Consider the following 26,524-nt stretch of genomic DNA (forward strand, 5'->3'; position numbering starts at 1 on the left):
AACCCTACTGTTATACGCAATTCTACCCCCCTCCCAGTGGAACTGGATATTCGTAAAATTCTAATGGCTGGAGGCGTAGTTCTGACGTAATGACGTACGAAAATCTCGATGCGAAGTTGGTGAATGCCCTACTCGACAACGGGGACGCGAGTCTCCGTAGCCTCGCAGAACAGCTCGACGTCTCGGTGACGACGGTCTCCAACCACGTCTCTGCGCTGGAGGAAGAGGGCGTCATCCGCGGCTACACGCCCAAGATCGACTACGACCAGCTCGGCTACGACGTGACGGCCATCCTCCAGCTCAAGGTCGAGGGGAGTGCCCTCCCCGACGTGACCGAACGCCTCCGCCAGGAGAAACAGATGGTGTCGGTGTACGAGGTCACCGGCGACTACGACGTCATCGCCATCGGCAAGTTCGTCGATACGGACGGCATGAACACACAGATCAAGCGCCTGCTCACCGACCCCGAGATCAAGGAGTCGAACACCTCCGTCGTCCTGAACTCGGTGTGTGAGAACGAGCAGTTCGAGCTGGACCTCGAGTAGTAACTCGATTCTCGCGCCCTCGCGTGCGCTTGCGACACGGCCGCGACCGCCGGCCAGCACCGGCCAGCAGCCGCGTTCTCCTCGCTGGCTGTACTCTCTCGCCCGCTGGGCCGTCCCGATAGCCCAAGAAAGCGATTTTCGCCGTCGTGGTGTATGCTAGCTCGAATCGCGACCAGACCACACCGTCACACCACAGCCATGACAGTCATCGCCCGGTTCGAGATACTACCCGTCGGAGAATCGCACATGTCCGAGTCCATCGCCCGCGCGCTCGACGCGCTGGAGGAGACCGGCGTCACCTACGAGACGACCGGGATGGACACCATCGTCGAGGCAGAAACCGCCGCCGAGGTGTTCACCGCGCTCCAGGCCGCCCACGAGGCAGCCGCCGACGGCCGACTCGTCACCAACATCGAGATAGACGACGACCCCGAAGCCGAACAGAGCGCCGATGCCCGCGTCTCCGCCGTCGAGAAGGCTCGTAAGCACTCGGCAGGCGCGGCGAAGCCGTAGCACCGGTCACCTTTTCGGCAGCGAGAATAGTCGGACCGGCCAGCCGCGGCCGTCACCCCCTCAGGCGACGGCCGCGAACAGCCCGAGCTCGTCGTGGTCGTGCAGCGGCGCGGTGAACCGGTCGTCGTCGTAGGTCACGTCGTCGTGGTTGACGACGAGGTGGACGCCCGGCCTGAACTCGCCCGCATCGTCGAACACCGTCCCCGCGATGGTCGGGTACGTGTCGAGCAGCAGGTGGAGCGCGTCGGCGACCGTCGCACCGTCCTCGACCTCGACGGCGACGGACTTCTTGCCGACCGCGTGTTTGAACTCGCCGAACAGTTTCCACTCGACGTGGCTCTCGGGATGGTACGCCGAGAAGTCGTAGTCGTCACAGACCGCACAGCGACGGGGGCCGGTGGACGACGACGTCGCGTGGACGACACCGCAGTGTTGACAGACGTGAAGGTGGTTCCTGAATCCCATTGTGACTCCCCCAGGTAGAGATACGTCTCCAGCGAGATTCAACAGAGACCTGATTCCTCCAGTTCGCTGGGCTGTCGCTGTCCAGCGCGGGAAACGGGAGTGTGTGGGATGACAGACGAAAACGGAAAACTGCGATTCGGAAACTGCGTCTGGCTGTCTGCGGGTCGGGACAGGTGGTCGGCGAGTGGTGTGAAGTAGGTGTTAGCCTATTCTCACATCGCGCCGCCCATGCCACCCATGCCGCCCATGCCGCCGGGTGCGCCGCCTTCGTCGTCGCCCTTGTCGGTCGACAGGTCGCCGGCGGAGATGATGTCGTCGATCTTGAGGACGAGGTTCGCGGCCTCGGTGGCGGACGTGTACGCCTGCTCCTTGGAGTGAGCGGGCTCGACGACGCCAGCGTCGAAGGTGTCCTCGATGTCGCCGGAGAACACGTTCAGGCCGGCGCGCTTGTTGCCGCTCTCGTGCTCGGAGCGGAGGTTGACGAGGATGTCGATGGAGTCGAGACCAGCGTTCTCGGCGAGGACGCGGGGCACGAGCTCGAGGGAGTCAGCGAACGCCTCGACGGCGAGCTGCTCGCGGCCCTCGACGGAGTCGGCGTAGTCACGGAGACGCGAGGCGACTTCGACCTCGATGGCACCGCCGCCAGCGACGACGCGGCCGTCGGAGACGGTCTGGGCGACGACGTCGAGGGCGTCGGTGACGCCGCGCTCGAGTTCGTCGACGACGTGGTCGGTGGAGCCGCGGAGGGTGAGCGTGACGCCGTGGGCGTTCTCGGCACCCTCGACGTAGAACAGCTCGTCCTCGGCGTCGCGGCTGATGGAGCCCGCGCCGAGGTCGGAGGCGTCGAAGTCGTCGAGGTCGGAGACGACGGACGCGCCGAGGATCTCGCGCAGGAAGCGGATGTCGGACTTCTTCACGCGGCGGACGGCGAGGATGCCCTCCTTCGCGAGGTAGTGCTGTGCGAGGTCGTCGATGCCCTTCTGGCAGAAGACGACGTCAGCACCGGACTCGACGATGGCGTTGACCTTGTCCTTGAGCTGCTTCTCCTCCTGGTCGAGGAACTGCTGGAGCTGGGTCGGGTCGGTGACGTTGACCTCGGTGTCGACGCTGGCCTCCTCGACCTCGATGGCCTCGTTGAGGAGGAGGACCTTGGCGTCGTCGACCGTCTTCGGCATGTCGTCGTGGACCGGGTCCTTGTCGATGACCGCGCCCTTGAGGAGCTCGGAGGCGGAGGCGGGCTGGCCGGTCTGGGTCTCGATGTTGAGGTACTCCATGTCGACCTGGCCCTCGACGGTGACGGACTGGACCGCGTCGACGATGAGCTGGGCGAGGTGCTCCTTGTCGAGCTCTGCGCCCTTGCCCGTCATGGAGGTCTCGGCGACCTTCTTGAGGAGTTCCTCGTCGGAGGCGTCGACGCGCTCTGCGATGTCGTCGACCTCTTTGCGAGCCTGCTTGCTGGCGAGGTGGAAGCCCTTGATGATGGCGCTCGGGTGGATGTCCTGCTCGAGGAGGTCCTCGGCGTTCTTGAGGAGTTCACCCGCGATGGCGACGGCGGTCGTCGTGCCGTCACCGGCCTCGTCTTCCTGCGTCTCGGCGACCTCGATGATCATCTCGGCCGTCGGGTTGTCGATGTCCATCTCCTTCAGGATGGTTACGCCGTCGTTCGTGATGGTGACGTCGCCCATCGAGTCGACGAGCATCTTGTCCATCCCTTTCGGGCCGAGTGTGGAACGCACGGCCTCGGCGACTGCGCGAGCCGCCTGGATGTTGTACTCCTGCGCGTCACGGTCCTTGACGCGCTGGGACTCGTCGGACATCACGATCATCGGCTGACCTTGCTGCATTCGCTGGCTCATGTTCAGTCGAGGCATTGATTGTGCTTCTATATAAAAGTTGGGTATTCGGTGCGGCGCAGGTGGGGAGGCTGGCCAGCAGGAAACCCGCCTAATCGCAGTACAGTGGCCATCCACCACCCGACCCATGCACATCTTTACCAAACCACGAGCCGGCAATCTGGTCGCCGAACACAGGCATTTATATAGTATCGTGCCGGCGAGCAGGCACGTCCACGGGTCGAGACCGGCGTGCTCAGTTCGCGCCGAGTTCTTCGACGACCGCCGGCGAGTCGTTCGCCGGGTCGTTCACCGCCGTCGACACCGGGTACGCCCGCATCTCGCCTGCGGGATACGGTTCGAACAGACCGGCTGCCTCCTCGACCCCGCCGTGGAGCCACGTCTCCTCTTCGCCCTCGGGAACCATGACCGCCATCCGGTGGTGCAGGTCAGCCACGAGGTCGTTCGGCTCGGTCGTACAGACCGTGAACGAGACGACCCGTCTGGTCTCGGGCTCCGCCTTCCCGCCGCCCGCGAAGGCGTCCAGCCCGGTCTGTTTCTCGACGCCCTCCCAGACGGCATACAGCCCGGCCATCGCGAACGGCTTCTCGTCGGCGAGTGTCACGCGGTAGGGCTGTTTTCCACCTCCCTCCTCTTTCCACTCGTAGAACCCGTCTGCGGGGACGAGACACCGACCCGCCGTGGCGAGGTCCGCCCCCGCACCCGCCGACGCGAAGGCGTCCCGGAACATCGGCTTGTCCCGGACCGTCTCCGACCGGGCGTTGATAGGTCGGGGCGCGTCGTCCGGGTCGTCGGTCCACGACGGGAGGAACCCCCAGTTCGCCCGGGTGAGTTCGGCGTCCGGATCGGCCCGGATGACCGGCAGGTCCTGCCGCGGTGCCGCGTTGTACCGCGGTCCGTAGTCTGCAGGAACGGACACGCCGAACCGTTCTTCCAGCTCGTCCGGCGTCACGAAGAGACTGTAGCGACCACACATGCGCCTGCGTACGCGTGGGAGCCACAAAAGCGGGGGTTACCCGGCAGGCAGGAACACCCTGATAGCCAATGTTGCACCGGAAACGAAGGGGTTGGGGGCGGGAGGCGGTGCTCGTCGGAAGTGAATCAGTGAGAAACGTCAGGACAGGGATTTGAACCACGCCGAGACGGTCCGGGCGTGTGGCCTTCGGCCGGTCCGGGCTCCGTCTCGTCTCCCTCAAATCCCTTCTCACGCGTGTAGGATTTCACGACTGCTCGCAACACAGCGAGCTGGTTGCTCGTGACGGTGAAATCCTGAGAGCGCCAGGACAGGGATTTGAACCCTGAATCCCGAAAGGGAACACGCTTTCCAGGCGTGCGCCTTACCGTTCGGCCATCCTGGCTTCACCAGTGAGTTACCGGGTGTTGCATTTAACGGCTTTGTTTCGTCCGACGGTGTGCGAAAGTCTACCGCCCCCTGGTGAGGAGGCGAAACTCGGCGACGTAGGCCCCAGCGGCGACCGCGGCACCCACGACGAGAGCCACGCCGAGCGCCGGCAGGAAGCCGACACCGTCGTTCCCGAGTACCACGTACCCCTGGTAGAGCACGAGGAAGGCGAACAGGCCGACAGCACCCCACAGCAGGGCCGATTTCGCTCTCTGGTTCACTCGTTCGACGCGATGGCCTCGATCTCGACGCCGACGCCCTTCGGGAGGTTCGCGACTTCGACGGCGGAGCGGGCGGGCGGGTTGTCGAGGAAGTACTCCTTGTACGCGTCGTTCATCTCGTCGAAGTCCTCGATGTCGTCCATGAAGACGGTCACCTTGAGCACGTCCTCCATGGTGCAGCCCTCCTCCTCGAGGATGGCGCTGACGTTCTCGAGGGACTGGCGGGTCTGGACCGTGATGGACTCGTCGTCCAGCAGTTCGCCGTCCGGTGTCATCGGAATCTGGCCGGCGGTGAACACGATGTCGCCGTTCGTCGTCGCCTGACTGTACGCCCCGACCGCGGCCGGTGCCTCGTCCGTGCTGATGATTCGCTTCATGTCAGGGCCGACGACCGCCGCCGTCTTAAAAACCCCCGACTCCCCGGCAACGTTTCCGCGCTCCCGCCGTCACTCGTACCCGACGTCCGGCGTCAACTCCATCCCGCTGCGCTGGAAGGTCCCGCTGCCGCGGGCGATCTCGTTGCCATCGCTGTCCCACGCCACGGCCTCGGCGATGAGCTGGCGCGGGTTGTCGTTGACGACCTCGCCGACGGCGCGAATCTCGCCCGCCGAGACTGGGCGTTCGAGGTAGATGTTGAACTCCGTGGTGAGAACCGCCACGTCCTCGACCAGCGAACTCGCCGCGAAGAACGCCGCGTCGTCGAGCACCTTGAAGTACACCGAGCCGTGGACACCCCCCAGCGCGTGACACAGGGACTCGTCGACGGGCGTCACGACCTCGGCTTCACCCTCGCGGACGGTCAACTCCGGGTCGTAGAAGTCGTTGACCGGGGCGCTGGCGTACATCCCCTCCAGTTTCCGGAAGTGTTCCTCGTTCACGGACGATTGCTCGTGGGCTGGCGAGAAATAGCTGTGTGCCCCTCGAAACCCGGTCCACAGAGTGACTCAGGAGGACCCCAGCCGCCAGCGAGTGGCCGGAACCGTGGTGCCTTTGGACTCGCCTCCCCACGAATCGACGTGATGACTCACCCGGCTTCACCGGCCAGACGAGCCCTCGCCGGACTCGTGCTCGCGGGCGGGCTGCTGGTCGCTGCCAGCCGACTCCTCGCGGCGCGCGTCACCGACGTTCCCCTCTGCCCGCTCACGGCCCGGGGACGCATCGGCTCGAACTGGGTCGCGCGCTCCGGCGTCGGGACGGGCGAGGAGCTGCCCGGCGAGATGGACGACCTCGGTACCTTCGCTCGCCCCGACTTCGACCCCGCACTGGTCGCACCCGAGGTACGGAAGTTCTACGAACAGACGAGCCAGTACGACCTCGCCCTGACCGCGGAGTGGCACCGCCCCTTCCGGACCGGCGCGTGGCTGGCGAGTTTGCTCACCGGTGCCCTCGAACAGCTGAACCTCCCCGCACCGGGCGATTCGCGGGTTCGCCACCTGACGAACCACCTGGAACGGCTCGACCCGGCCGCCGACCCCCGCGAGGGTGCCCGGGCCTGGGTCCGGACCGACCGCGACACTGGCGAAGGCGTGTTCACCGCGATGTACGCGACCCACGTGCGAGGGGACGAACGGTTCGTCAACATCGGCGTTCCCCTTCCCTTCACGAATCTCTCGACGGTGCTGTCGATTCGCCACCTCGGAGACGCCGGTGCGGTCGAACTCGTGAGCGATACCGACGGCGGCCCGGGGCTCTACCTCGTGACGCCGGTTGGGACCTTCGAACTACCCATGAAACAGCGGTTCCGGGTGTGGCCGGTCGACGCGCCGGGTGCGCCGCCGGCACTGGACGGGAACGCGAGCGTCGTCGCGACCCACGAGATGTGGGTGTTCGGCAGGCAGTTCCTGACGGTCAGGTACGCCGGGGTGACGGCGGCCGACGACCCGGAGTAGCTGCCAGCGGCGAGCGGGACAGGAGCGACCTCGAGCGGTGACAGGCGCGACCCGGAGCCGTGGCAGGCCCGACCAGAGCGATGCTCCTCCTTGTGCCGATACGCAGAGTCAATAGCCTGCGTGCCGTAGCTGGACGAATGCCAGAAGAGACGCTGTTCGAGTTCGAACGGGACATGACCACGAGCGAGGTCGCACAGTACCTTCGGACGGTCGCGGACCGACTCGACTCCGGTGGCGAGTTCACGCTGGAATCCGGCGGCGACTCGGTGACGCTCTCGGTACCGGGGCGCGTCGAGTTCGAGGTCGAAATCGAACGGGAGACCTCGAAGTCCGGCAAGTCGCCGGAGATCGAGCTCGAGTTCGCCCTGGAGTGGGACGAGAACGGGAGCGACGACAGCGGCGACCTCTCCATCGAGTGAGGTCCTGCGAGAGGAGAGCGGCGACGTGACTCAGACCAGCACTTCGACCTCGTAGCCCGCGTCCCGAATCGCCTCCAGCAGTTGCTCGACGTGGTCGTGGCCCCTCGTTTCGAGGTCGACCTCGACCTCGGTGTCGGCCATGCCGATCTGCCGGGAGGTCCGGTCGTGCTGGATGGCGTAGATGTTCGCCTTCTTCTCGGCGATGATGTGCAGCAGTTCTTCGAGCGAGCCGGGGCGGTCGCGCAGGACCGTCTTTATCTTCACGTAGCGGCCCGTGGCGACCAGCCCGCGCATGACGACCGTCGTGAGCATGTTCAGGTCGATGTTGCCCCCGCACATCGCCGGGACGATGACCTCGCCCTCGTCGTAGTCGAACTTGTTGAACAGGATGGCCGCGAGCGGAGCCGCACCCGCGCCCTCGACCAGCGTCTTCCCGCGTTCGAGGACGTACGTCAGCGCCATCGCGATCTCGGGGTCCGAGACCGTGACGACCTCGTCGACGCGCTCCTTGATGACCTCGAAGGTCTGCGTGCCGGGACCACGGACCGCGATACCGTCCGCGATGGTGTCGACCTTGTCGAGCTCGTAGCGCTCGCCCTTCTGGAGGGACTGGGCGACGCTCGAGGCGCCTTCGGCCTGGACGCCGACGACCCGCGTCTCGGGACTCTTGGCCTTGATGGCGGTCGCCATCCCGGAGATGAGGCCGCCGCCGCCGATGGGGATGACGACGGTCTCGACCTCCGGGAGGTCCTCCAGGATCTCCAGCGCGATGGTCCCCTGCCCGGCCATCACGTACGGGTCGTCGAAGGCGTGGACGTAGGTCCGGCCCTCCTCTTCTTCCAGTTCGTGGGCCTTCTCGGCGGCCTCGTCGTAGTCGGTCCCGTAGAGGACGACCTCGGCCCCGTAGCTCTGGGTTGCCTTTATCTTCGAGATGGGGGCGTACTCCGGCATGACGATCTTCGCGTCGACCCCGGAGCGGGTGGCCGCGAGGGCGACGCCCTGGGCGTGGTTACCGGCGCTCGCCGTCACCACGCCGGCAGATTTCTCGTCATCCGAAAGCGTCATGATTCGATTGGTCGCGCCTCTGATCTTGAACGACCCGGTTCGCTGGAAGTTCTCCATCTTCAGGTGGACCGCGGCTCCCGTCATATCCGAGAAGGTGTGGGAGTACTCGATGGGTGTGTGCCGCGAGGTCTCACGTACCCGGGGCATCGCTTCCAACACGTCGTCGAGTTCGAGCATACAGGAACGTCGGCGGGCACGTCGTTAATTATTTTCGCACGAGAATTCTGCGACGCCGACGAGACGCGACCACCCTGACCGGTGTTCGAGCCAGCGGCTCGCGGGTGTTGGTCTGAAAGGGGAATACGGGGGAGCACGCGTGTGACGTGCAAGTGGAGAACTGGGCGGAACCCATATAAACGCCAGCCAAGCGGAGTGAAAGTGTAATCGCAAGACTGCGGCGCTGTGAAAGGGGCGTCAGACGGGTGTCTGCCGGTCGTCATTCGGGTCGTGCGACCACGGTACACTCCCGGGCCATGGTGCTCGCGACCCTGGCGTCAAGCGACCCCGAACCGGGCCACTCGATGGAGTCCTCGACAGCGAGTTTGGCCGGGTCCCCGACGTACACCTGCACGTCTCCGCCTGGCTGGTCGCCACTGCCCTCCGCCCACGGCACCGCCACCCGGACGTACAGCCCGCGGTCGACGCCCTCGTACCGGTCCAGCGCGTCGATCTCGTCGGTCCGGAGGATTCTCCCGGGCGTCTCTCCGCCGGGTGCCAACGTCGGGTACTGGCCCTCGACCCGGTGTGCGCCCCGGAGGACAGCGTCGGGGCCGAAGCGCCAGTCGTCCAGCAGCTCGTCGACGCGGGCCGGGTCCGTGAGCGTCCCGTAGACGAAACAGTCCATGACGCGGCTTCCGCTTCCGACGACTAAAAGACCCGAGACCGGGAAACCCGACCATGAACCGCGGCCGGCTACTGTCGGTGTGGCGGCGCGTCCTCGGCCTCTCGTGGCCCGTGATGGTCGAGCAGACGTTCCGCACTGGGATGCGAACCACCGACATCATCGTCACCGGACTGTTCTCGCCGGCCGCCATCGCCGCCATCGGCCTCGCCGACCTCTACGCCCGCTTCCCCCTGCGGATCGGCCTCGGGCTCGGCGGCGGTGCCATCGCACTCTCCAGCCAGGACACCGGTGCCGGGGCACAGGCGAACCGAGACGAGGCGGTCACCCAGGCCATCCTGCTCGGGCTGGTCGCCGGTATCCCGTTCGTCGCCTTCGGCTTCCTGTTCGGCCGCGAGGCCATCTCGCTGCTCGGCGCGTCGGACAGCGTCGCCCAGCTCGGCGGCACCTACCTCGCCATCGTCTTCACGACCGCGCCCGCCCGGCAGGTGTCGCTCATCGCCGCCCGCTCCCTGCAGGGGACCGGCGACACCCGCACCCCGATGTACGTCAACATCGTCTCGAACGGGCTGAACATCGTCGGGAGCGTGGTGCTCGGCCTCGGCTTGCTGGGGTTCCAGCGCTACGAGATCGTCGGCGTCGGCCTCGCGACCGCCTTCAGCAACGTGTTCACCGCGGTCGTGCTCTGTACGATAATGTCGCTCGGTGGAACCAGTGCCGGCTTCGCCCGGCCGTCGAATCCCATCATCGCTCGCCAGCTCGTCGTCGTCTCGGCCCCCCGCGTCGTCGAGGGCTTCGCCGACACCCTCGCCGAGTTCCCGTTCAACGCCCTCCTGCTCGGCTTCGGAACCGAGGTCAACGCCGCCTTCCAGGTCGGTCGCCGTCTCTACCAGCAGGTGACCGGTCCCCTCTCTCGCGGCTACAGCGTCGCCGCGAGCGTCGTCGTCGGGCAGGCACTCGGCGAGGGCGACCCGGACCAGGCGAAGGAGAACGGAATCGCGACCGCCCTGCTCGGCCTGGTGACCGTCGGGGGCATCGGCCTCGCACTGGTCGTCGGCGCGCCCCTGTTCGTCCGCGTCTTCACCCGTGACCCCGCGACCGTCGGCTACGCGGTCGACTTCGCCCGCACCTACGGGCTGGCCGCACCCGCGCTCGTCACCTTCGTCGTGTTCTCGGGGAGCCTCCAGGGCGGCAGCGAGACACGCACCCCGTTCGTCGCCCGGGTCGCCGGCCTGCTCGTGTTCTTCCTCGGCTTCAGCTACGTCGTCGGCGTGACGCTGGGCTACGGCGTGCTCGGCGCGTACGGTGGCATCATCGGGTACTACGGGCTGGCTGCCGTGCTCGTCACGGTCGGCTTCGTGCGTGGTGACTGGGCGAGACGGGCCGCGAAGATGATGGCCGACCGGGGCAGTGCGGCGGACTGATCAGGCTTCCACGTCGTCGTCCAGCACCGCCTCGTCGCACCACTCCACCCCCGAGAACACGAACCGCGCCCCGGGTGCCGCGTCGTCTATCTGCACCGACCAGTCGTGCGCTTCCGCGATGTCCTCGACGATGGCCAGCCCGAACCCGGTCCCCTCCGACGCCGTGGTGTACCCCTGCTCGAACACGAGGTCACGGTCCGCCGGGTCGATGCCGGGGCCGTCGTCGGCGACCGAGAATCCCGCTGGATGGTGCTGGAGCGTCACGGTGACGCCGGTGCCATCCGTGGTGCCGTGCTCGACCGAGTCGCCGGGCTGCGCCCGGCTGCTCGTGGAACCGTGTTCCACGCTGTTGCGAAAGAGGTTCTCGAACAGGGCCCGCATGCGCTCGCCGTCGGCCAGCACCCGGGGAAAACTGTCGGCCAGTATCAGGTCGGACCCGGTGGTGTCACACCCCGCCCACGCGTCCGTGACGATGCGCTCGAACGGGACCGGCTCCGGGTCCTCGACCGTCTTCCCCTTCCTGGCGAGAGCGAGCACGTCCTCGATGAGGTCCTCCATCCGGTCGAGCGCCCAGTCGAGTTCTTCCAGCGACTCGTGGTCGTACTCCACGGCCAGCAGGTCGCGGTGGCCCCGGGCCACCGTCAGTGGGTTGCGAAGGTCGTGACTCACGATGCTGGCGAACTCGTCGAGGCGTTCGTTCTGCCGTCGAAGCTGTCGTTCGCGCTCCTTCTGCTCGGTCGTATCCGTGTAGATGGCGAAGCCGAAGACGCTGTGCTCACCGAGCGTGACCGGGACGCCGTGGAGGATGAAGTCACGCAGTCCGTTCGCCGTCTGGCGACGGACCTCGGCGTGGATCGAGTTCCCGGCGATGAGTTCCTCGCTGAGCCCGGTCGCCTCGCCCTCCTTGCCGGGTGGGACGATGAACTCGTCGAGGTCCCTGCCGACGATGGTCGCCTCGTCGTACCCCATCACCGTCTCGAACGATGAGTTGACCGCCCGGACCTGCATCGTCCCGTCGCCCTCGAACACGTACGACACCGCCGGGTCGGGGATGTTCTCGAACAGCGCCGCGAACCGGTCACGCTGCTGTTTGACCTCGGCCTCGCGCTCGCGGAGGAGGTCCTCACGTTCGGCCCGTTGCAGCGCAGAGACGACGTTCGTCGCCAGCAGTTCGGCGACTCGCACCGTCGCGTCGTCGACCGACTCGTCGTGGAGCCCGCCCGCCGTCAGCACGCCGTGCCTGCCGAGTGGGACCGCCAGAACCCTGGTGTCCTCGTTCGCTCCCGGGAGCAAGCAGGTTCCCGTCTCCCCGTTGGTGAACAGGTCGGCGAGCGCCGTCTGCCGGTCGAGCGGGACCGGGTCCACGCCGTCGATATCCGTCGTCGCCACCGGGTCGAGCACGTCACCGTCGACGAGGAACACCGTGGTCTGTGGCAGCCCGAGGACGTTCAGCCCGGTCGCGACCGCCCGGCCGGCCACGTCGGCCTTCGTCTCGGCGACCATCATCTCCCGGGTGGCGTCGTGCATCATCCGCAGGACCTTCTCGCGCTGCTTTCGCTCCGTGACGTCGGTGTAGACGAAGTAGGCCAGGTCGCTCCGGTCGCCGATGCGGACCGAACGCATCAGGAACTCTCGCGGGCCGTCCGCGGTTATCCGGGTCCCCTCGGTCTCGAACGACTCGCCGGCCGCGACCCGCCTGTTGTACTCGCGCCCGATATCGCGGCGGCCCGGGGGGTGGACCACCTCGTCGAGGTCCCGGCCGACCATCTCCTCGGGGTCGTAGCCGAACACCTTGCCGAACGACTCGTTTACACGGATGACGTACGCGTGGTCACCCTCGAGCCTGGCTTCCGCGATCGCGTCGCTGGTGTTCTCGAACATGGTCACGACGCGAGCGTCGGCCGACCGGCCGCTCTCGGCCCGGAAGTGTCGTGCGGCCGCGACCGCTCGTCTCGCAGCCAGCCGCCGTGCCGTCTCGTCGCCCCAGTCGACCACGTCGGTCGCACCCGCGTCGAGTGCGGCAGCGGCGACCGCTTCCCGGTCCGTCGTGACCACGACGACCGGCAGTTTCGACGCCACGTCGCGGACATCCCCGAGACAGCCGACACCGTCGGAGTCGGGGAGGCTGGCAGCCGTAAGAACGCAGTCCGGTCGCTCGGTCGGGTCCGCAACCCGGTCACGAGCTGCCGCCGCCGTCTCTGCAGTCACCGTCTCCGTCTCTTGAGCCGTCTCGGCGATGGCCGAAACCAGCGCCTGCCGACGGTCCGCATCCCCGTCGACACAGAGGACGGACACGGAAACAGTGTCGTGTCCCATCATCAGCGAATCGAGTGGTCGAGTAACTACCACCAATCATGGGAGTGTTTGACTAAGTGGTTTCGGCCCCGGGATGTCGTCCCCTCACCACACAAGACATTTAATAAAACCGACTGAATCGGCACTTATGAAACCAGAGACGGGACTGGCTGCGGTCGTCGTGGCCGCCCTCCTCGTCACTGCCGGCGTCCTCGTGGCCGTCCCGGGAGCCCTCCAGCCCCCACCCGCCGACGAACCGGTCGAACGGCCGGGCCGGGTCGCACTCACCGAGATGACGATCTCGGCCGGGCAGGTCACCGGTGGGACCGCGACCCTCCAGGTGACGCCCTACGTCGAACACCGCGGTAACCCCGCCCCGAACGTGACCGTCGTCCTCCGGGCGGTCGACACCGACTCCGGCCTCGTCGAGGCGACGACGCGACTCGCCTTCGGCGACCTCCGGAACGAGTCGGAGCTGAACCGGACCGGCCGTCTCTCGGTCCCCCGCGAGGGTGGCTACCGCGTCGAGGCCGTCCTCTACCGCGACGGGGAGCGTATGACGGTCGGCTCGCGGACCGTCTCCGGCGTCGACAGCCTGACTCCGGCCTACGCAGAGACCCCGGTCGGCTTCCACGAGTTCGACGGCGACGCCGAGCTCCCCGTCATCGAGTACCGGGTCGCCTCGGTCGAGAACGACCGGGCGACACTGGCCGTGACGACCTACCTGACGAACACCGGTGACGACCCCGCCGAGAACCTCCGGTTCGTCCTGAAAGCCCGCCAGAACGGCTCGAACGTCGTCGCCGACCAGACCACGGTCCAGGTCGGGTCGGTCGCCCCGGGCGAGACGGTGACGCCGACCGCCGACCTGACCGTGCCAGATGGGTACAACTACTACCTCGATGCCATCCTCTGGAAGGGCGACACCATCGTCGGGACCGAGCGCTCCGTCGCGAACCTGGCGCCCGGACAGGGGCTGACGGTCAACTGGACCCGGTCGGCTGGGGGCTTCGAGTCCGGCGACTTCGAGACCGGTGACGGTCCAGCGACGGGCCCACCCACCACGGCATCGCCAGAGGCTGACGCCGGCGGCCAGCCCGGCTTCGGCCTGCCCGTTGCCCTCGTCGCGGTGCTCGTGACCGCACTGGTCGCACGGAGGGTCCACCGATGAGCCGCGACGACCCACCGGCCGACCAGCACGGTGGCACCGACCCCGAGACCACTACCAGCGACGCCGACAGCATGCCAGACCACGACCCCGACACCACCGACATCGACAGCACCGACCGGGCAGCCAGCGACGACATCGACACCGACCACGAGGACGACACGGCCGCAGACGAAGACGTCCCCGTCAGGGACGCGGAACCGGCCGCCACCGACCGCCGTGAGGCCCAGGGTCGTGAGCCCCGCCGGTCCCAGCGCGATGCCCGGACCGACCGCGACCTGCGCACGAAACTCTCCTGGCTCGCGCTCGGCGTGCTCACCCTCGTCTCGCTGTACATGCTCGGCGTCTTCTACTCGAACGCCTCGCGGTTCATCCGGCTCTGGGTCGGGACGGAGTTCGAACCGCTCGTGCAGGCCGCGTTCGCCCTCGTCCTGCTGGCGCTGTCGCTCGTGGGTATCGTCCGTATCACGCGCGGGCTGACCGAGTCGAACGCCGACTAGAGGCGACAGCACTCGTGGTCCAGCGAGTTCTGGAACACGTCGGCCGGGACCGCCCGGTTCCCCGGGAACGACCGGTCAGTCAGGCGCAGGTCGGCGATCCGGTTCACGTCGTACACCCGCCAGCCGTCCCCCGTCGTGAGGAAATCGGCCACCGCCGCTCCCCCGACATCGTCGCTTCCGCCGGTCTGGTCCGCCGCCGTGGGCCGCTGGTAGCCACAGAGCAGTTCCTCGTCGAACCTGGTGGTACCGTGATAGAACGGTTCGACGACGCGGCCCACGCCATCGTACTCGAACTCGACCATCCGGTTCGCCTGAATGGCCGCGCACACATCAGGTTCCATATGCGGTATGACGGGACCGCAGGGGATAGGGACCGCCTTTAGTCTCGAACCCCGGCTCAGACAGTCCCGTCGACGAAACAGTTGAATCGCTCGACAGCTTCCCCGACCACCTCGCCCGCCTGGTCGTACGCCACCACCCGGTACCAGCCGTGAGTCGGTGCCGGCCCGAGGTCGACGGCGTAGGGTATCATCCCCGGTTCCAGCCCGGTCACGGTCAGGCCGTTGTCCTCCTGGTTGTCCATCACCGGCACGTCGTGGACCAGCCCCCCGTCCTGGTCGTACACCCCGATGCGGACGACCGCCTCGGTCTCGACCGCCTCGGCTTTCACCCCGATGAGGAACAGGACCCGGTCCCCGTCCGCTTCCGCCCGGACCATCCCGATGGGGCCGGGCGTGGGGATGGACCCCCGGCTGGAGCAGTCGACGGTCCGGCCACCCCCGCCGATGCCGAGGCTCGTGCAGCCGGCCAGTGCGGCGAGGCCGGCGGTGGCGAGGCCGGCGAGGAGCTGTCGTCTAGAGCGCATATCCAGAGAAACGGCACGATTGGCAAAAGGGGGAACTCGCGGTGGGCCGAGGAGTTGTGGGGTTGTGACTCCCTCGTCAGAAACGGCTAGAACGCGCTGGCTGGGCGGGTTCACGGGCCTGCGGCCCGTTCACCATCGAGGTGACTCCGCCACCTCGCACTCTACCGCTCGTCGACGTCGACGAACGCCTCGTCCATCGGCCCGACGTATCGCGCACGCGGCCGGATGAGACGGTTATGCGACCACCTTTTTCATCGTCGGGTGCGCTCCGCGCACCCCTCCTCGAAAAAGCTGGGCTAAAAAGACGCTCCCTCCGGTCGCGCTCTACCGCTCGTCGACGTCGACGAACGCCTCGTCCATCGGCCCGACGTACCGCGCACGCGGCCGGATGAGACGGTTGTCGTCGTACTGCTCCAGCACGTGGGCGATCCAGCCGCCGACGCGGCTCATCACGAAGATGGGCGTGTAGATGTCGATGGGGATGCCCATCTGGTAGTACGTCGAGGCGGAGTAGAAGTCGACGTTCGGGGCGAGACCCTTCTCGGCGGTGAGGTACTCCTCGATAGCGACCGAGTAGTCGTGCCACTGGGGCGTCCCCGCGGCCTGGCCGAGTTCCTCGCTTTTCTCGGAGAGGATCTTCGCGCGGGGGTCCTTGACGTTGTAGACGCGGTGGCCGAAGCCGGGGACGCGCTCGCCCGCGTCGAGCCGGTCCTCGACCCACTCGACGGGGTCCTTCCCCGATTCTTCGAGTTCGAGCAGGGCCTCCATCACGTCCTGGTTCGCGCCGCCGTGCAGGCTGCCCGAGAGGGCACCGATGCCGCCCGGAATCGTGGAGTGGAGGTCGGCGAGCGTCGAGGAGATGACCATCGTCGTGAACGTCGAGGCGTTCAGGCCGTGGTCAGCGTGGAGCACGAGCGCCATGTCGAACGTCTCGGCGAGCACGTCGTCGGGCTCCTCGCCGTTCAGCATGTAGAGGAAGTTCGCGGCGTGGCTCAGGTCGTCACGCGGCTCGACGGGGTCGTCGCCGTTGCGGATGCGGACGAACGCGGCGAGGATGGTCGGGATCTTCGCGGTGATGCGGCGACCCTTTCGGAGGTTCGCGTCCTCGTCGGTGGAGTCGGCGCCAGCGTCGGGGTCGTACGCCGAGAGCTGGGACACGGTCGTCCGGAGCGCGGCCATCGGCTCTTCGTCCTGCTCGGCGAGTTCGCGGACCGTCTCCATGACTCCCTCGTCGACGTGTCGCTCCGCAGCCATCTGCGCTGTGAAGTCGTCGAGTTCCTCGCGATTGGGGAGTTTCCCGTGCCAGAGGAGGTAGAGGACCTCCTCGTAGCTGGCATCGCGGGCGAGGTCTTCGATCGCGTACCCGCGATAGATGAGACGCCCTTCGTCACCGTCGATGAAGCTCAGATCCGATTCGGCGACCAGAACGCCCTCCAGCCCTTTCTTGAGGTCGTCAGACATACGTTGAGCCTTGCGCACGCCCCCCGAAAAGTATTGTCGTTTACGCCGTTACTGCTGGAAGTCTGCCCAAAACACCCCAACTCGTTTCAACCCATCACCAGTTGGAATTAGACAACTGTGTGAGAATCTGGCCCACCGACGAGATAATCCTCACAGACGACCTGTGATACGACATGAAGATGTGGGTTCTGGGCAGTGGGCCCCCCGCACGATGGAGCCGGGCAACGCTTTTCTCGCGGCCGGGCGAACGTCGGGCCATGGATGCCGGTGACGTCGAGTACGAGCCCGTGAGCGTCAAGGAGGTGCTCGCGGAGATGAAAGACACCGCCGAGTTGATGATAGACCTGTCGTTCTCGGCGGTGTTGCTGGGGAGCTCGGAGGTAGCCGAGGAGGTGCTCGAACTCGAGGACCGGATGGACGTCCTGCAGATGCGGGCCCGCATGAGCCTGATGATGGCCGCGCGCTCGCCCGAGGACGCCGAGGAACTCGCCCCCGTGCTGGGGATGGTCGGCGCGACCGAGAAGATCAGCGACGCGACCGGCGACATCGCGAAGGTCGTCCTCGAGGAGATCGGCCTGCCGGACGCCATCCGGACGACCCTGCCGGAGGCCGTCGAGACGGTGGTCCGCGCCACGGTCGCGGCGGACTCGTCGGTCACCGGCCGGAGCCTCGGGAGCCTGAACATGGAGACCGAGACGGGCGTCCGCCTCATCGCGATGCGTCGCGGCGGCGACTGGCACCTCAACCCCGGCAAGGACACCGTCCTCGAACCCGGTGACGTGGTCCTGCTCCGCGGTGCCGAGGAGAACGTCGCCACCGTCTACCAGAACGTGACCGGCGACGAGTTCGTCGCACCCGAACCCGTCGAGGAGGGCATCGAGGACCTCGAACGGGCTGTCGACTCCATCGTCCTCATGAAGAACATGAGCGAACTCGCGGTCGACGTGGCCTACGGCTCGGTGCTGTACGGCAGCGAGGCACTGGCCGAAGAGGTCGCCGAACTCGAGGCCGAGGTCGACGCGCTCGAATCCCGCTTCGAGGCGTGGGTGTTGCAGGCCGCCGAACGTGTCGACGACCCCGTCAGCCTGCGCGGGCTGATGCACCTGGCGGGCGCGACCGAGGTCATCAGCGACGCCGCCCTCGAGATCGCCGAGGGCGTCCTCCGCGGGATGGGCACCCACCCGGTCGTCGCCGAGGCCGTCTTCGAGTCCGACGAGGTCATCGTCCGGCTGACCGTCGCCCCCGGCAGCCAGCTCGCGGGCACCACGCTCGGCGAGCAGATGGTCCGGACCGACACCGGGATGCGCGTCATCGCGGTCCGTCACCGCGACGCCGCGGGGAACGACTGGGAGATAATGCCGGGACCGAAGACGGAGCTCCGCGTCGGCGACGTGTTCATCGCGAAAGGGACCCGCACCGGGGCGACCCGACTGGCAGAACTGGTGGGCGACGACTCACTCGACGAATTCGAATAGCTCGTCGTCGTCGTCGCTGGGCTCCCAGCCCGCCGGCGTCGGCGAGTCGCGGCACGCTTTTCCGAGCAGTATCCAGGCGAGCCCGAGTGGCGACACCGTCAGGAGCCCGACCCAGGCCGGGACCGAGGTGACGGCGACGGCGGCGAAGCCGACCGCCGACAGCGGAACGACGGCCGCTGCGGCCAGTGCCAGCCCGCCAAACTCCTCGCGAGCCGCGAGCCCGAACAGCAACGTCCCGACGAGCAGCAGGCCCAGCCCCGTGGTGAAGGGCGTGACGAGGGGGACCTGGGTCGTCGACAGCACCGGCTCCGGGGTCAGCAACGCGCCGACGTGGACGGTGCCGAGCCCGACGACCGACGTGAGGACGGCGAGGCGACCGAGGTCACCTGCGACGAACTTGAGTCTGGTGTAGACCGCCCAGATACCGGGGAGGAACAGCAGCGCGGCGGCCGACAGCGTCGCACCCGAGGGTGCAGCCGCGACCAGCGACGTCGTCTCGGACAGCACCGCGAGCCCCGAGAGGCCGACCCAGACCAGCCCGCCGAGCGCGCCGACGGTCCCGGCGCGACGCACCCACTTCGGCGGGTCCATGACCTCTGCGACGGCGTTGCGGGCGGTGAGGACCGTCGCGACGAACATCGCGGTCGAGACGAAGACGACGAACGCGAGCACCACGAACAGCAGGGGCGAGCCCGTCCGGGGGCGCACGTCCGCCACGATGCTCGGAATCGCGACGAAGAAGACGAACAGCCCGAACGCGAGGACCAGGCCGCTCGCGACGCCGATTTTGACATTGCGGCCCGCGCCGAGGGCCGCGAAGAACTGGACCATCGGCGGGCGGCCCGGGCGGTCCTGGCCTGTGTCGGTGTTCTCGCTCACAGGCCGACCTTGGGAACTGAGGCACAAATCCGCGTCGGTCCCTCGCTGGCGGTTCCGTGGCCCTCACGCGTACGGGCCGAACTCCTCGCCCCGCACGAGGAAGTAGCCGGTCCCGAGCAGGCCCACGACGGTCGCGACCGTGAACGCGAGCTGGGGGCCCGAGAGGTCGAGACCGGCCAGCGTGAGCCCGCCGGTGCTGTAGAGCCAGCCGCCGACCGCGGCGCTCGGGATGGTGATGGCGTTCCGGACCAGGTAGTACGACCCCGTGACGCGCCCGCCCGCGTCCTTCTCGGCCGGGCCGACGATGAGCGCCTTGTGCGCCGGGAGGCCGGCGAACCTGAGTCCGGAGAAGGCCCAGATGGCCCCGACGACGACCGCCTCGGAGAGGGCGATGCCCGCGATGTCGAGGCCGCCGTCGGGCGCGTTCACCAGCAGGACCGGGAAGACGGAGTAGACGAGGAAGCCGAGGCCCACCACCGGCACGAGGCCGGAGCGCTGGGTGAGCTTGGCGACGGGCACCATCGTCAGCAGCGCCACCGCCATCTCGACGGCGAGGAACACGCCGAACAGTGCCTCCGGGGCGAGGAAGACGCCGAAGATCGTCGCCGTGGTCTGCAACTCGCGGGTGACGACCAGCACCGCGAACACGTACACCATCCCGTTCGCGAACCGGACCAGAGTGTCCCCGACGAGCAGGGGGCGCAGGGGTGCCGGGAGGCTCGCGAGGTCGTCGCGAATCTGGGAGACGCCGGCGAACTCCTTCCCGAAGGAGTCGCCCTCCGACTCGTAGAGGACGTACTGCGCCACGGTCGCGACGAGTGCAGCCCCGAAGGCGACCGCGATGACGTACCGGAAGCCGAGGTCGAACCCGTAGGCCGCCACGAGTCCGGCAGCGACGAGCGGACCGATCAGGAACGCCACCCTGCGGAAGGTCTCGGTGCTGGCGAAGCCCGTCGCGAGCTGGTCGGTCGGCACCGACTGCTTGACGATGGCGAACGTCGCGCCCAGCCCGAACGACTTCCAGGCCTGTGCGAACACCAGCCCCGCGAAAATCCACGCCCACGCCGGAATCGGCCCGACCGCGAGCTGTTCGGCGAACAGCCACAGCGCGAAGCCGACCGCGGAGGCGAACCCGAAGGCGGTGAGGGCGGTCCGCGAGCCGATACGGTCCGAGACGGCCCCGCCGGGATACGGGTACACCGCCCCGATGAGGTTCCCGAAGCTCCCGTACAGCCCGACGACGACCGAGGTCCCGCCCAGTGCGACGATGTACTCGCCCATGTACCGGCCCGTCATCTGGAAGCCGAGGCTGAACGCGAACATCGCCACCGAGAGCACGAACACGTCCCGCTCCAGCGCGAAGAACTGCCGGAAGTACGTGAGCGCCCCGGGCGTGTCGCTCTCTGCCATAGACGTGTCTGTGAGCGAGGCCGACAAAACCGGTTCGGTCGTGCCCGATTGCGACCGACGGGGTCGTACTGCACAGTGCGGTCGGCCACGCGATTTATGACAGTTCGGGCGAACGACACACCAACATGCAACGACGCCGACTACTGGGGACGATGGGGGCACTGGTCGGCTCTGCCGGGTGTCTTCGTCTCAGTGAAGGCGGTGGGGCGACCGGAACGGCAGGGTCGCAGACGGTCTCCGCGACCGACACCGCGGCTGGAACCGCAGCCAACACGAAGGCCGACACCACGACCGAATCTGGCACCGCAGAACCCGTCGACAGACCGCCGGGGCTGCAGGGCGACGGGGTCGAGGCGTACCTCGCCGACGCCCACCTCAACGCCCTCTCGCGGACCTCCTTCACCACGACGTGGCGGTTGACCCACCTCACGAGGGGTGAAACGGCGGAGGCGAAGCAGGCACTGGTCGGCGGGTCGGCCGCACTGGAGCGCTGGCAGGACGGCAGCGCCATCGACATGTACCGCACCGCCGAGGGTTCGTACTGGCGACAGGACGTCGGCGGGCAGTCCACCTACGGCCACGGCCGGTACGACTTCGACCGCCAGCAGCTCGCCCGGGCCCGCCAGCTCAGGGAGCTTTTCGCCGCCGGACAGTGGAAGCCACCCGAGGAGACCGACGACCGGACGTTCACCATCGAAGCCGACGGCGTCGGCGAGACGGGCAGGTTGAAAGACGACTGGCGGTTCGAGGCGAAGTCCGTCGAGTCGTTCACCGCGGAAGGGGAAGTCCGGCCAGATGGTATCGTGTCGACGCTCACAGCCGAACTCTCGCTCCTGCGGGAGGACGACGGGCAAGACCGACTCGTCAAACTCCGCGTCGACTTCCGGACGACCGACGTGGGGTCGACCGACGCCTCCAAGCCCGACTGGTACAGCACCGCGGTCGAACAGGCACCCGACGTGTCTGCCCGCATCACCGACGACGGGAACTACGTCCGGATGGAACACGCCGGGGGCACCGCGATGCTGCCCGGAACCAACGTGGTCCTCTACGACCGCGGCCCACAAGATCGCGGCAACTGGGGCTACAGCCAGCTACGAGACCCGGTGGAGGCCGGGACGACGCTCTACCTCTGGATGGAGAACGACGAGTTCCACTGGAACCGCGGCGGCAAGCCGGCGGACGCGAACCCGACGCCCCTCGACGACCGGTACGGCTTCTGGATGCACCGCGAGGGCGCGGAGTACTTCGGCAACATCGAGCTGCCGAAGTAGTGCTCCGACGGTGCCGTCGGACTTTTAACACGTCAAATCTATCTATCGACTCGACATGCGACGACGCCGACTACTGGGGACGATGGGGGCACTCGTCGGCTCCGCCGGCTGTCTCCGCCTCAGCGGAGGAGACACCGAGACGACACGACCCCCGACGTTCTCCGTGACGGACACGGGGACCGGGACCGCAGCCAACACGAAGGCCGACACCGCGACCGAAGCGCAGTCCGCCGAACCGCTCGACCGACCGCCGGGGCTCGAGGACGACGGCGTGGCCGTCTACCTGGCCGACGCACACGTCAACGCGCTCTCGCGGACCTCCTTCACCGTCTCCTTCCGGTCGACGAACCTCACCCGCGGCGATACCAACGAGGCACGGAAGGCGCTCGTCGGCGACGAGGGGGCACTGGAGCGCTGGCAGGACGGCAGCGCCATCGACATGTACCGCACCGCAGACGGCTCCTACTGGCGACAGGACGTCGGTGGACAGTCGACCTACGGCCGCCAGCGGTCCGCCTTCGACCGCCAGGAGCTCATCCGGGCGCGGGACCTCCGGACGCTCATCCTCGCCGGCCAGTGGGACGCCCCGGAGGAGACCGACGACCGCGCCTTCGAGATAACGGCCGACGGCATCGGCGAGCCCCAGGCGCTCATGGACGAGTACGAGGGGAAGGAGCTGAAGTCGTACGCTGCCGAGGGGACAGTCCTCGAGAGCGGCGCGATCGCCGAACTGGTCGCCGAGTTCTCGTACCTCCACCAGGAGGCCGACCGCCTGTTCAAGGTCCGCGTCGACTACCGGGCGGCGGACATCGGCTCGACCGACGCCTCGAAACCGGACTGGTACAGCACCGCGGTCGAGCAGGCACCCGACGTGACTGCCCGCATCACCGACGACGGGAACTACGTCCGGATGGACCACCAGGGCGGCAACGCGATGCTCCCGGGAACCGCCGTCGTCCTCTACGACCGCAACGGCCGCGGGAACTGGGGGTACCGCGACCTCGAACAGCCGGTCGAGGCCGGCACCACGCTCTACCTCTGGATGGAGGACGACCGGTTCCGCTGGAACCGCGGCGGCAAGCCGGCGGACGCGAACCCCACGCCCCTCGACGGCCGGTACGGCTTCTGGATGCACCGCGAGGGAGCCGAGTACTTCGGCAACATCGAGCTGCCGCAGTGACGACCGAGGAGAGTCGCGGTCCCCGCTCGGCTCTCGACTCGTATTCCGAAACGGCCGATACGTTTAGGCGAGTCGCTCGGAACGGCACAGGTATGCAACGCCGACACCTCCTCGGCACCCTCGCCGTCCTCGCTGGTACCGCAGGCTGTCTGAGACTGGAAGACTCGGGAGCCGCGACCACCGGTCAGGAGACCGTATCCGAGACCGCGTCCGAGACGCCGACTGCGACGGCAACGGCGACCGAGGCGGACACCACCGCCGAGACCGAGGGCTCCGCCTCGGAGGTGCCTGACTACCCCTCCGGACTCGACGAGGACGGTATCAAGACCTACCTCGCGGACACGCACAGCAGCGCCCTCACGGGGTCCTCGTTCACGCTCCGTCGGCGCATCGTCGACCAGGAGTTCGGTGGGGACCTGGAGAACGCACTGTACCAGGTCGCGGACGATGGTCGGGTCCTCGAAACCACCCAGTTCAACACCGAGGTCAAGAAGTACCACAGCAGCCGCGGGGTCGTCTGGCGACAGACCCACCAGGGACAGGTCCGGTACGGCGCGACCCCGATGACGCTTCCCGCCCGGGAGTTCACCGCCTACCGGTTCCTCCAGAAGCTGCTCCGGGCAGGGACGTTTGGCGCGCCGTCGGAACCGGATACGAGCGGCGACGTGGTGACGTGGGACCTGCAGGCAACCGGGGTAGCCGACCCCACGCCGCTCAAGAACCGCTTCGGTGCCACGTCGGTGAACGAGTTCGGCGCGGACCTCACCGTCGACGAGCGCGGTATCATCGAGGAACTGGTGGCCGAGTTCACGTTCGTCGCCGAGTACGACGGGAAGGAGAAATCACGGCTCGCGCGCATCGAGACCAGCGACGTCGGCAGAACCAGCGTCTCGGAGCCGTCGTGGACCGCCGAGGCCCGACGGCGCGCACCCGAGGTGGCACTCTCGATGAGCGACGACCGTCGCGTCGTCACCATCGAACACGAGAGCGGCGACCCGATTCCGGCCGGCACCGAGCTGACGATGTTCGACGGTTCGGGACACCTCGGGTTCACGCGCATCAGTCAGACGCTCCAGACGGGCGGGCGACTCGACGTGTGGGTCGAGAACGGCCAGCTGGCGATGGAGTTCGGCGAGGCGGACGGCGGGAGCGCGACCCACGAGTTCGTGGGGCGAACCGGCGTCTCGATGTTCCTCAACGGCGCGAACTACGTCAACCGCGAGGTCTGAGGCCGCGAAAACCCAGCGGGTGACGCCGCCGCATGTCGGTTCGTATACCGAACACCTAAAGGGTGACCGACCTATCTGTAGGGCAATGACGACCCTGGGAACCGCGAGCGCGGCCCCCGGCGAGGTCGACACCGGTCGCCTGACCGTCGGGGAGACCCGCGACGGCAGCCCGGTCGGCCTCCCCGTCGCCGTGGTGAACGGCGAACGGGACGGCCGGACCCTCTACATGCAGGCCGTGAGCGACGGGAACGAGTTGAACGGTGTCGGCGTCATCCGAGAGGTGTTCCCCCAGCTGGACCCGGCGACGCTGGCCGGCGAGATACGCATCGTCGGCATCGTGAACTACCACGGCTTCCAGATCGACTCGCACCGGAACCCCATCGACGACACGAAGCTGAACCGAACCTACCCCGGCGACCACGACGGCACCTCGTCCGAGCGCCTCGCCGCGGCCACCTTCGACGCGGCCCGTGACGCCGACCTCATCCTCGACCTCCACCAGGGGTCGGACAGCCGGATGATAAACGAGACGCGGGTGCGCTGTGGCCGCCGCCACCGCCTGCACCAGAAGTGCCTCGAACTCGCGAAGGTGTTCGGCGCGGGCCACATCCTCGACCAGAAGGGCCCCGACGGCCAGCTTGCACGAGCCGGTCCCGACGAGGGCATCCCGACCATCGACCCCGAACTCGGCGGCACCGTGGGCTTCGACCACGAGAGCATCGAAATCGGTGTCGAAGGCGTGTTCAACGTCCTCCGGTACTACGACTTCCTCGACGAGGACGCGACGACGGAGACCCAGACCCGCGCGAAGGGCTTCGACCAGTACGGCTCGCCGGCCGGCGGGCTCGTGACGTTCGAACCCGACCTCGGAGAGCAGGTCGACCGCGGCGACGTCCTGTTCACCGTCACCGACCCGTTCGGCCAGCTGAAGGCCGAAGTGACCGCCGACTCGAACGGTATCTTCTGGCGCGCCCGGCGGCTCCCGCAGGTCGCGACCGGCGAGTACGTCTGCTCGGTCGGCACGGACATCGACTCCTACTGATTCCAATGCAGCACCTCTACTGCCCCGAGTGTGGCACCGAACACGAAGCAAGTGCGGACGAACCGTGGCGGTGTCCGACAGACGGCCACGCGCTCGACCTCGAGACGCCGCCACTGCCGGACGGGAACCCGCTCCCCGTCAGCCAGCTGGACACGCGCCGCGGCCTCTGGACGTTCCACGAGTTCATGCCGGTCGACCAGCGCGTGACGCTGGGCGAGGGGTTCACCCCACTGGTGGACGCGCCCCAATGGGACGCCGAGTTCAAGCTCGAGTACGTCTCGCCGACCGGCTCGTTCAAGGACCGCGGCGCGACGACCATCCTCTCGCGGGCCGCCGGCCTCGGCGTCGAGAAGGTCATCGAAGATTCGTCGGGTAACGCCGGCTCCGCCATCGCGACCTACGCGGCCCGCGCCGGCATCGAAGCCGACGTGTACGTCCCGGCCGACGTGAAGCAGTCGAAGCTCATGGCCATCCAGCGCTCGGGTGCCCGCCCGGTCCGCGTCGAGGGGACCCGCGAGGACGTGACGAAGGCGGCCATCGACGCCGTCGAGAACGGCGAGGGCTGGTACGCCAGCCACGCCTGGAACCCCGCGTTCTACGCCGGCACGATGACGTTCGCCATCGAACTCGCCGCCCAGCGCGACTGGAGTGCCCCCGACGCCGTTGTCACCCCGGTCGGTCACGGCACCCTCCTGCTGGGAGCCTACCGTGGCTTCGACGTGCTCCAGCGCGCTGGCATCATCGACTCGATGCCCCGCCTGCTCGGCGCGCAGGCCGCCGGCTACGCGCCCATCGCGGACACCTTCCACGGCACGCCCGAAACCGAGGACGACCACCCCAACGACATCGCCGACGGGATCCAGATCCGCGAGCCGGCCCGGAAGGACCAGCTCGTCGACGCCATCGAGGCCACCGGCGGCGACTGCATCGCCCTCGGTGAGAACATCGTCGAGAACACGCTCGATGCCCTCCACCGCCGCGGCTTCTACGTCGAACCCACCTGTGCGACCGCGCCCGCCGCGCTCACCAAGTACCGCGAGATGGGCGTCCTCGACGAGGACGACGACGTGGTCGTCCCGCTCACCGGGAGCGGCCTGACGACGCTCTGA

Annotated in this window: 27 protein-coding genes and 1 tRNA gene; 13 read left to right on the forward strand and 15 right to left on the reverse strand. The window is 67.7% G+C overall.

Translation table 11 applies throughout. The features are described from left to right. The first annotated feature begins 89 nt into the window (after positions 1-89). Together lrp and ACSC1S_RS15050 are read left to right on the forward strand one after the other, a co-directional pair. On the forward strand, positions 90-545 hold the full coding sequence (lrp, locus tag ACSC1S_RS15045; RefSeq protein WP_435365017.1) for an HTH-type transcriptional regulator Lrp: 456 nt from the start codon (positions 90-92) through the stop codon (positions 543-545). A 198-nt stretch (positions 546-743) separates the two neighbouring features. Beyond that, positions 744-1,058, forward strand: coding sequence for a thiamine-binding protein (locus ACSC1S_RS15050; RefSeq protein ID WP_435365018.1), 315 nt, complete (start codon positions 744-746; stop codon positions 1,056-1,058). Positions 1,059-1,118: 60 nt separating this feature from the next. On the opposite strand, the gene ACSC1S_RS15055 is transcribed toward ACSC1S_RS15050, so the two are convergent. The 7 genes from ACSC1S_RS15055 to ACSC1S_RS15085 all read right to left on the reverse strand — a co-directional run bounded on the left by ACSC1S_RS15055 (position 1,119) and on the right by ACSC1S_RS15085 (position 5,877). Continuing rightward, positions 1,119-1,523: a ubiquitin-like small modifier protein 1 gene (locus ACSC1S_RS15055; protein WP_435319653.1), complete on the reverse strand. Its 405-nt coding sequence runs from the start codon at positions 1,521-1,523 to the stop codon at positions 1,119-1,121. A gap of 212 nt (positions 1,524-1,735) precedes the next feature. After that, positions 1,736-3,379 (reverse strand): thermosome subunit beta, encoded by a 1,644-nt coding sequence (gene thsB, locus ACSC1S_RS15060; protein WP_435365019.1) that lies wholly within the window; start codon positions 3,377-3,379, stop codon positions 1,736-1,738. A gap of 232 nt (positions 3,380-3,611) precedes the next feature. Next, complete coding sequence (locus ACSC1S_RS15065) at positions 3,612-4,352, reverse strand: SOS response-associated peptidase (protein ID WP_435365020.1); 741 nt, start codon at positions 4,350-4,352, stop codon at positions 3,612-3,614. A 300-nt stretch (positions 4,353-4,652) separates the two neighbouring features. Beyond that, a tRNA-Ser gene (locus ACSC1S_RS15070) sits at positions 4,653-4,734 on the reverse strand. A gap of 64 nt (positions 4,735-4,798) precedes the next feature. Then, the gene (locus ACSC1S_RS15075; RefSeq protein WP_435365021.1) at positions 4,799-4,999 is read right to left on the reverse strand and encodes a DUF7981 family protein; all 201 of its coding nucleotides are present in this window, start codon (positions 4,997-4,999) and stop codon (positions 4,799-4,801) included. After that, the gene (locus ACSC1S_RS15080) at positions 4,996-5,376 is read right to left on the reverse strand and encodes a Rid family detoxifying hydrolase (RefSeq protein WP_435365022.1); all 381 of its coding nucleotides are present in this window, start codon (positions 5,374-5,376) and stop codon (positions 4,996-4,998) included. The genes ACSC1S_RS15075 and ACSC1S_RS15080 overlap by 4 nt, the downstream gene beginning before the upstream one ends. Positions 5,377-5,445: 69 nt before the next feature. Then, positions 5,446-5,877 carry a PaaI family thioesterase gene (locus tag ACSC1S_RS15085; protein ID WP_435365023.1) on the reverse strand — a complete coding sequence of 144 codons (432 nt, stop codon included), beginning with the start codon at positions 5,875-5,877 and terminating at the stop codon, positions 5,446-5,448. 141 nt (positions 5,878-6,018) lie between these two features. Between ACSC1S_RS15085 and ACSC1S_RS15090 the strand changes: the two genes are divergently transcribed. Then, positions 6,019-6,888, forward strand: coding sequence for a hypothetical protein (locus tag ACSC1S_RS15090; RefSeq protein ID WP_435365024.1), 870 nt, complete (start codon positions 6,019-6,021; stop codon positions 6,886-6,888). Between the two features lie 137 nt (positions 6,889-7,025). Next, positions 7,026-7,307 carry an amphi-Trp domain-containing protein gene (locus tag ACSC1S_RS15095; protein WP_435365025.1) on the forward strand — a complete coding sequence of 94 codons (282 nt, stop codon included), beginning with the start codon at positions 7,026-7,028 and terminating at the stop codon, positions 7,305-7,307. A gap of 30 nt (positions 7,308-7,337) precedes the next feature. Here the strand turns inward: ACSC1S_RS15095 and ilvA are convergent, their stop codons facing one another. Continuing rightward, complete coding sequence (ilvA, locus tag ACSC1S_RS15100; protein WP_435365026.1) at positions 7,338-8,549, reverse strand: threonine ammonia-lyase; 1,212 nt, start codon at positions 8,547-8,549, stop codon at positions 7,338-7,340. 259 nt (positions 8,550-8,808) lie between these two features. Beyond that, complete coding sequence (locus ACSC1S_RS15105) at positions 8,809-9,216, reverse strand: gamma-glutamylcyclotransferase family protein (protein ID WP_435365027.1); 408 nt, start codon at positions 9,214-9,216, stop codon at positions 8,809-8,811. A 53-nt stretch (positions 9,217-9,269) separates the two neighbouring features. Between ACSC1S_RS15105 and ACSC1S_RS15110 the strand changes: the two genes are divergently transcribed. After that, positions 9,270-10,637: an MATE family efflux transporter gene (locus ACSC1S_RS15110; RefSeq protein ID WP_435365028.1), complete on the forward strand. Its 1,368-nt coding sequence runs from the start codon at positions 9,270-9,272 to the stop codon at positions 10,635-10,637. On the opposite strand, the gene ACSC1S_RS15115 is transcribed toward ACSC1S_RS15110, so the two are convergent. Next, complete coding sequence (locus ACSC1S_RS15115) at positions 10,638-12,956, reverse strand: PAS domain S-box protein (RefSeq protein ID WP_435365029.1); 2,319 nt, start codon at positions 12,954-12,956, stop codon at positions 10,638-10,640. It abuts the gene before it with no gap. Positions 12,957-13,080: 124 nt separating this feature from the next. Here ACSC1S_RS15115 and ACSC1S_RS15120 point away from each other — a divergent pair, with 124 nt between their 5' ends. After that, positions 13,081-14,103, forward strand: a complete 1,023-nt coding sequence (locus ACSC1S_RS15120) for a DUF7490 domain-containing protein (RefSeq protein WP_435365030.1) — start codon at positions 13,081-13,083, stop codon at positions 14,101-14,103. After that, positions 14,100-14,600 carry a DUF8060 family membrane protein gene (locus ACSC1S_RS15125; protein WP_435365031.1) on the forward strand — a complete coding sequence of 167 codons (501 nt, stop codon included), beginning with the start codon at positions 14,100-14,102 and terminating at the stop codon, positions 14,598-14,600. The genes ACSC1S_RS15120 and ACSC1S_RS15125 overlap by 4 nt, the downstream gene beginning before the upstream one ends. On the opposite strand, the gene ACSC1S_RS15130 is transcribed toward ACSC1S_RS15125, so the two are convergent. From ACSC1S_RS15130 to citZ, 3 genes are all read right to left on the reverse strand, one after another. Further along, positions 14,597-14,941, reverse strand: coding sequence for a hypothetical protein (locus tag ACSC1S_RS15130; RefSeq protein WP_435365032.1), 345 nt, complete (start codon positions 14,939-14,941; stop codon positions 14,597-14,599). The two genes, ACSC1S_RS15125 and ACSC1S_RS15130, sit on opposite strands and share 4 nt — an antisense overlap. A 56-nt stretch (positions 14,942-14,997) precedes the next feature. Continuing rightward, entirely contained in the window at positions 14,998-15,465 is a 468-nt protein-coding gene (locus ACSC1S_RS15135) for a hypothetical protein (RefSeq protein WP_435365033.1), read from the reverse strand. A 324-nt stretch (positions 15,466-15,789) separates the two neighbouring features. Further along, complete coding sequence (gene citZ, locus ACSC1S_RS15140) at positions 15,790-16,926, reverse strand: citrate synthase (RefSeq protein WP_435365034.1); 1,137 nt, start codon at positions 16,924-16,926, stop codon at positions 15,790-15,792. 257 nt (positions 16,927-17,183) lie between these two features. Here citZ and ACSC1S_RS15145 point away from each other — a divergent pair, with 257 nt between their 5' ends. Continuing rightward, on the forward strand, positions 17,184-18,401 hold the full coding sequence (locus ACSC1S_RS15145; RefSeq protein ID WP_435365035.1) for a potassium channel family protein: 1,218 nt from the start codon (positions 17,184-17,186) through the stop codon (positions 18,399-18,401). On the opposite strand, the gene ACSC1S_RS15150 is transcribed toward ACSC1S_RS15145, so the two are convergent. Both ACSC1S_RS15150 and ACSC1S_RS15155 read right to left on the reverse strand, forming a co-directional pair. Then, positions 18,381-19,280, reverse strand: a complete 900-nt coding sequence (locus ACSC1S_RS15150) for a DUF7536 family protein (protein WP_435365036.1) — start codon at positions 19,278-19,280, stop codon at positions 18,381-18,383. The two genes, ACSC1S_RS15145 and ACSC1S_RS15150, sit on opposite strands and share 21 nt — an antisense overlap. 63 nt (positions 19,281-19,343) lie before the next feature. After that, positions 19,344-20,690, reverse strand: coding sequence for an MFS transporter (locus ACSC1S_RS15155; protein ID WP_435365037.1), 1,347 nt, complete (start codon positions 20,688-20,690; stop codon positions 19,344-19,346). Positions 20,691-20,815: 125 nt separating this feature from the next. Between ACSC1S_RS15155 and ACSC1S_RS15160 the strand changes: the two genes are divergently transcribed. The 5 genes from ACSC1S_RS15160 (at position 20,816) to ACSC1S_RS15180 (ending at position 26,524) form a co-directional block, all read left to right on the forward strand. Then, positions 20,816-21,964, forward strand: a complete 1,149-nt coding sequence (locus tag ACSC1S_RS15160; RefSeq protein ID WP_435365038.1) for a hypothetical protein — start codon at positions 20,816-20,818, stop codon at positions 21,962-21,964. A gap of 55 nt (positions 21,965-22,019) precedes the next feature. Continuing rightward, positions 22,020-23,144 carry a hypothetical protein gene (locus ACSC1S_RS15165; protein WP_435365039.1) on the forward strand — a complete coding sequence of 375 codons (1,125 nt, stop codon included), beginning with the start codon at positions 22,020-22,022 and terminating at the stop codon, positions 23,142-23,144. Between the two features lie 92 nt (positions 23,145-23,236). Beyond that, positions 23,237-24,373 (forward strand): hypothetical protein, encoded by a 1,137-nt coding sequence (locus ACSC1S_RS15170; RefSeq protein ID WP_435365040.1) that lies wholly within the window; start codon positions 23,237-23,239, stop codon positions 24,371-24,373. Between the two features lie 85 nt (positions 24,374-24,458). After that, on the forward strand, positions 24,459-25,415 hold the full coding sequence (locus ACSC1S_RS15175; RefSeq protein WP_435365041.1) for a succinylglutamate desuccinylase/aspartoacylase family protein: 957 nt from the start codon (positions 24,459-24,461) through the stop codon (positions 25,413-25,415). 5 nt (positions 25,416-25,420) lie between these two features. Next, positions 25,421-26,524: a threonine synthase gene (locus ACSC1S_RS15180; protein WP_435365042.1), complete on the forward strand. Its 1,104-nt coding sequence runs from the start codon at positions 25,421-25,423 to the stop codon at positions 26,522-26,524.

The sequence above is a fragment of the Haloarchaeobius pelagicus genome (assembly GCF_051207375.1).
Lineage (GTDB): Archaea > Halobacteriota > Halobacteria > Halobacteriales > Natrialbaceae > Haloarchaeobius.

Bases quoted from the DNA above. Each gene is read 5' to 3' on its own strand.
- ACSC1S_RS15050 (WP_435365018.1), top strand. From the start codon at position 744: ATGACAGTCATCGCCCGGTTCGAGATACTACCCGTCGGAGAATCGCAC.
- ACSC1S_RS15155 (WP_435365037.1), bottom strand. From the start codon at position 20,690: ATGGCAGAGAGCGACACGCCCGGGGCGCTCACGTACTTCCGGCAGTTC.
- ACSC1S_RS15080 (WP_435365022.1), bottom strand. From the start codon at position 5,376: ATGAAGCGAATCATCAGCACGGACGAGGCACCGGCCGCGGTCGGGGCG.
- ACSC1S_RS15095 (WP_435365025.1), top strand. From the start codon at position 7,026: ATGCCAGAAGAGACGCTGTTCGAGTTCGAACGGGACATGACCACGAGC.
- ACSC1S_RS15145 (WP_435365035.1), top strand. From the start codon at position 17,184: ATGGATGCCGGTGACGTCGAGTACGAGCCCGTGAGCGTCAAGGAGGTG.
- ACSC1S_RS15160 (WP_435365038.1), top strand. From the start codon at position 20,816: ATGCAACGACGCCGACTACTGGGGACGATGGGGGCACTGGTCGGCTCT.
- ACSC1S_RS15170 (WP_435365040.1), top strand. From the start codon at position 23,237: ATGCAACGCCGACACCTCCTCGGCACCCTCGCCGTCCTCGCTGGTACC.
- ACSC1S_RS15130 (WP_435365032.1), bottom strand. From the start codon at position 14,941: ATGGAACCTGATGTGTGCGCGGCCATTCAGGCGAACCGGATGGTCGAG.
- ACSC1S_RS15115 (WP_435365029.1), bottom strand. From the start codon at position 12,956: ATGATGGGACACGACACTGTTTCCGTGTCCGTCCTCTGTGTCGACGGG.
- lrp (WP_435365017.1), top strand. From the start codon at position 90: ATGACGTACGAAAATCTCGATGCGAAGTTGGTGAATGCCCTACTCGAC.
- ACSC1S_RS15180 (WP_435365042.1), top strand. From the start codon at position 25,421: ATGCAGCACCTCTACTGCCCCGAGTGTGGCACCGAACACGAAGCAAGT.
- ACSC1S_RS15110 (WP_435365028.1), top strand. From the start codon at position 9,270: ATGAACCGCGGCCGGCTACTGTCGGTGTGGCGGCGCGTCCTCGGCCTC.
- ACSC1S_RS15165 (WP_435365039.1), top strand. From the start codon at position 22,020: ATGCGACGACGCCGACTACTGGGGACGATGGGGGCACTCGTCGGCTCC.
- ACSC1S_RS15105 (WP_435365027.1), bottom strand. From the start codon at position 9,216: ATGGACTGTTTCGTCTACGGGACGCTCACGGACCCGGCCCGCGTCGAC.
- ACSC1S_RS15120 (WP_435365030.1), top strand. From the start codon at position 13,081: ATGAAACCAGAGACGGGACTGGCTGCGGTCGTCGTGGCCGCCCTCCTC.
- ACSC1S_RS15135 (WP_435365033.1), bottom strand. From the start codon at position 15,465: ATGCGCTCTAGACGACAGCTCCTCGCCGGCCTCGCCACCGCCGGCCTC.
- ACSC1S_RS15125 (WP_435365031.1), top strand. From the start codon at position 14,100: ATGAGCCGCGACGACCCACCGGCCGACCAGCACGGTGGCACCGACCCC.
- ilvA (WP_435365026.1), bottom strand. From the start codon at position 8,549: ATGCTCGAACTCGACGACGTGTTGGAAGCGATGCCCCGGGTACGTGAG.
- ACSC1S_RS15065 (WP_435365020.1), bottom strand. From the start codon at position 4,352: ATGTGTGGTCGCTACAGTCTCTTCGTGACGCCGGACGAGCTGGAAGAA.
- ACSC1S_RS15090 (WP_435365024.1), top strand. From the start codon at position 6,019: ATGACTCACCCGGCTTCACCGGCCAGACGAGCCCTCGCCGGACTCGTG.
- ACSC1S_RS15175 (WP_435365041.1), top strand. From the start codon at position 24,459: ATGACGACCCTGGGAACCGCGAGCGCGGCCCCCGGCGAGGTCGACACC.
- citZ (WP_435365034.1), bottom strand. From the start codon at position 16,926: ATGTCTGACGACCTCAAGAAAGGGCTGGAGGGCGTTCTGGTCGCCGAA.
- thsB (WP_435365019.1), bottom strand. From the start codon at position 3,379: ATGAGCCAGCGAATGCAGCAAGGTCAGCCGATGATCGTGATGTCCGAC.
- ACSC1S_RS15055 (WP_435319653.1), bottom strand. From the start codon at position 1,523: ATGGGATTCAGGAACCACCTTCACGTCTGTCAACACTGCGGTGTCGTC.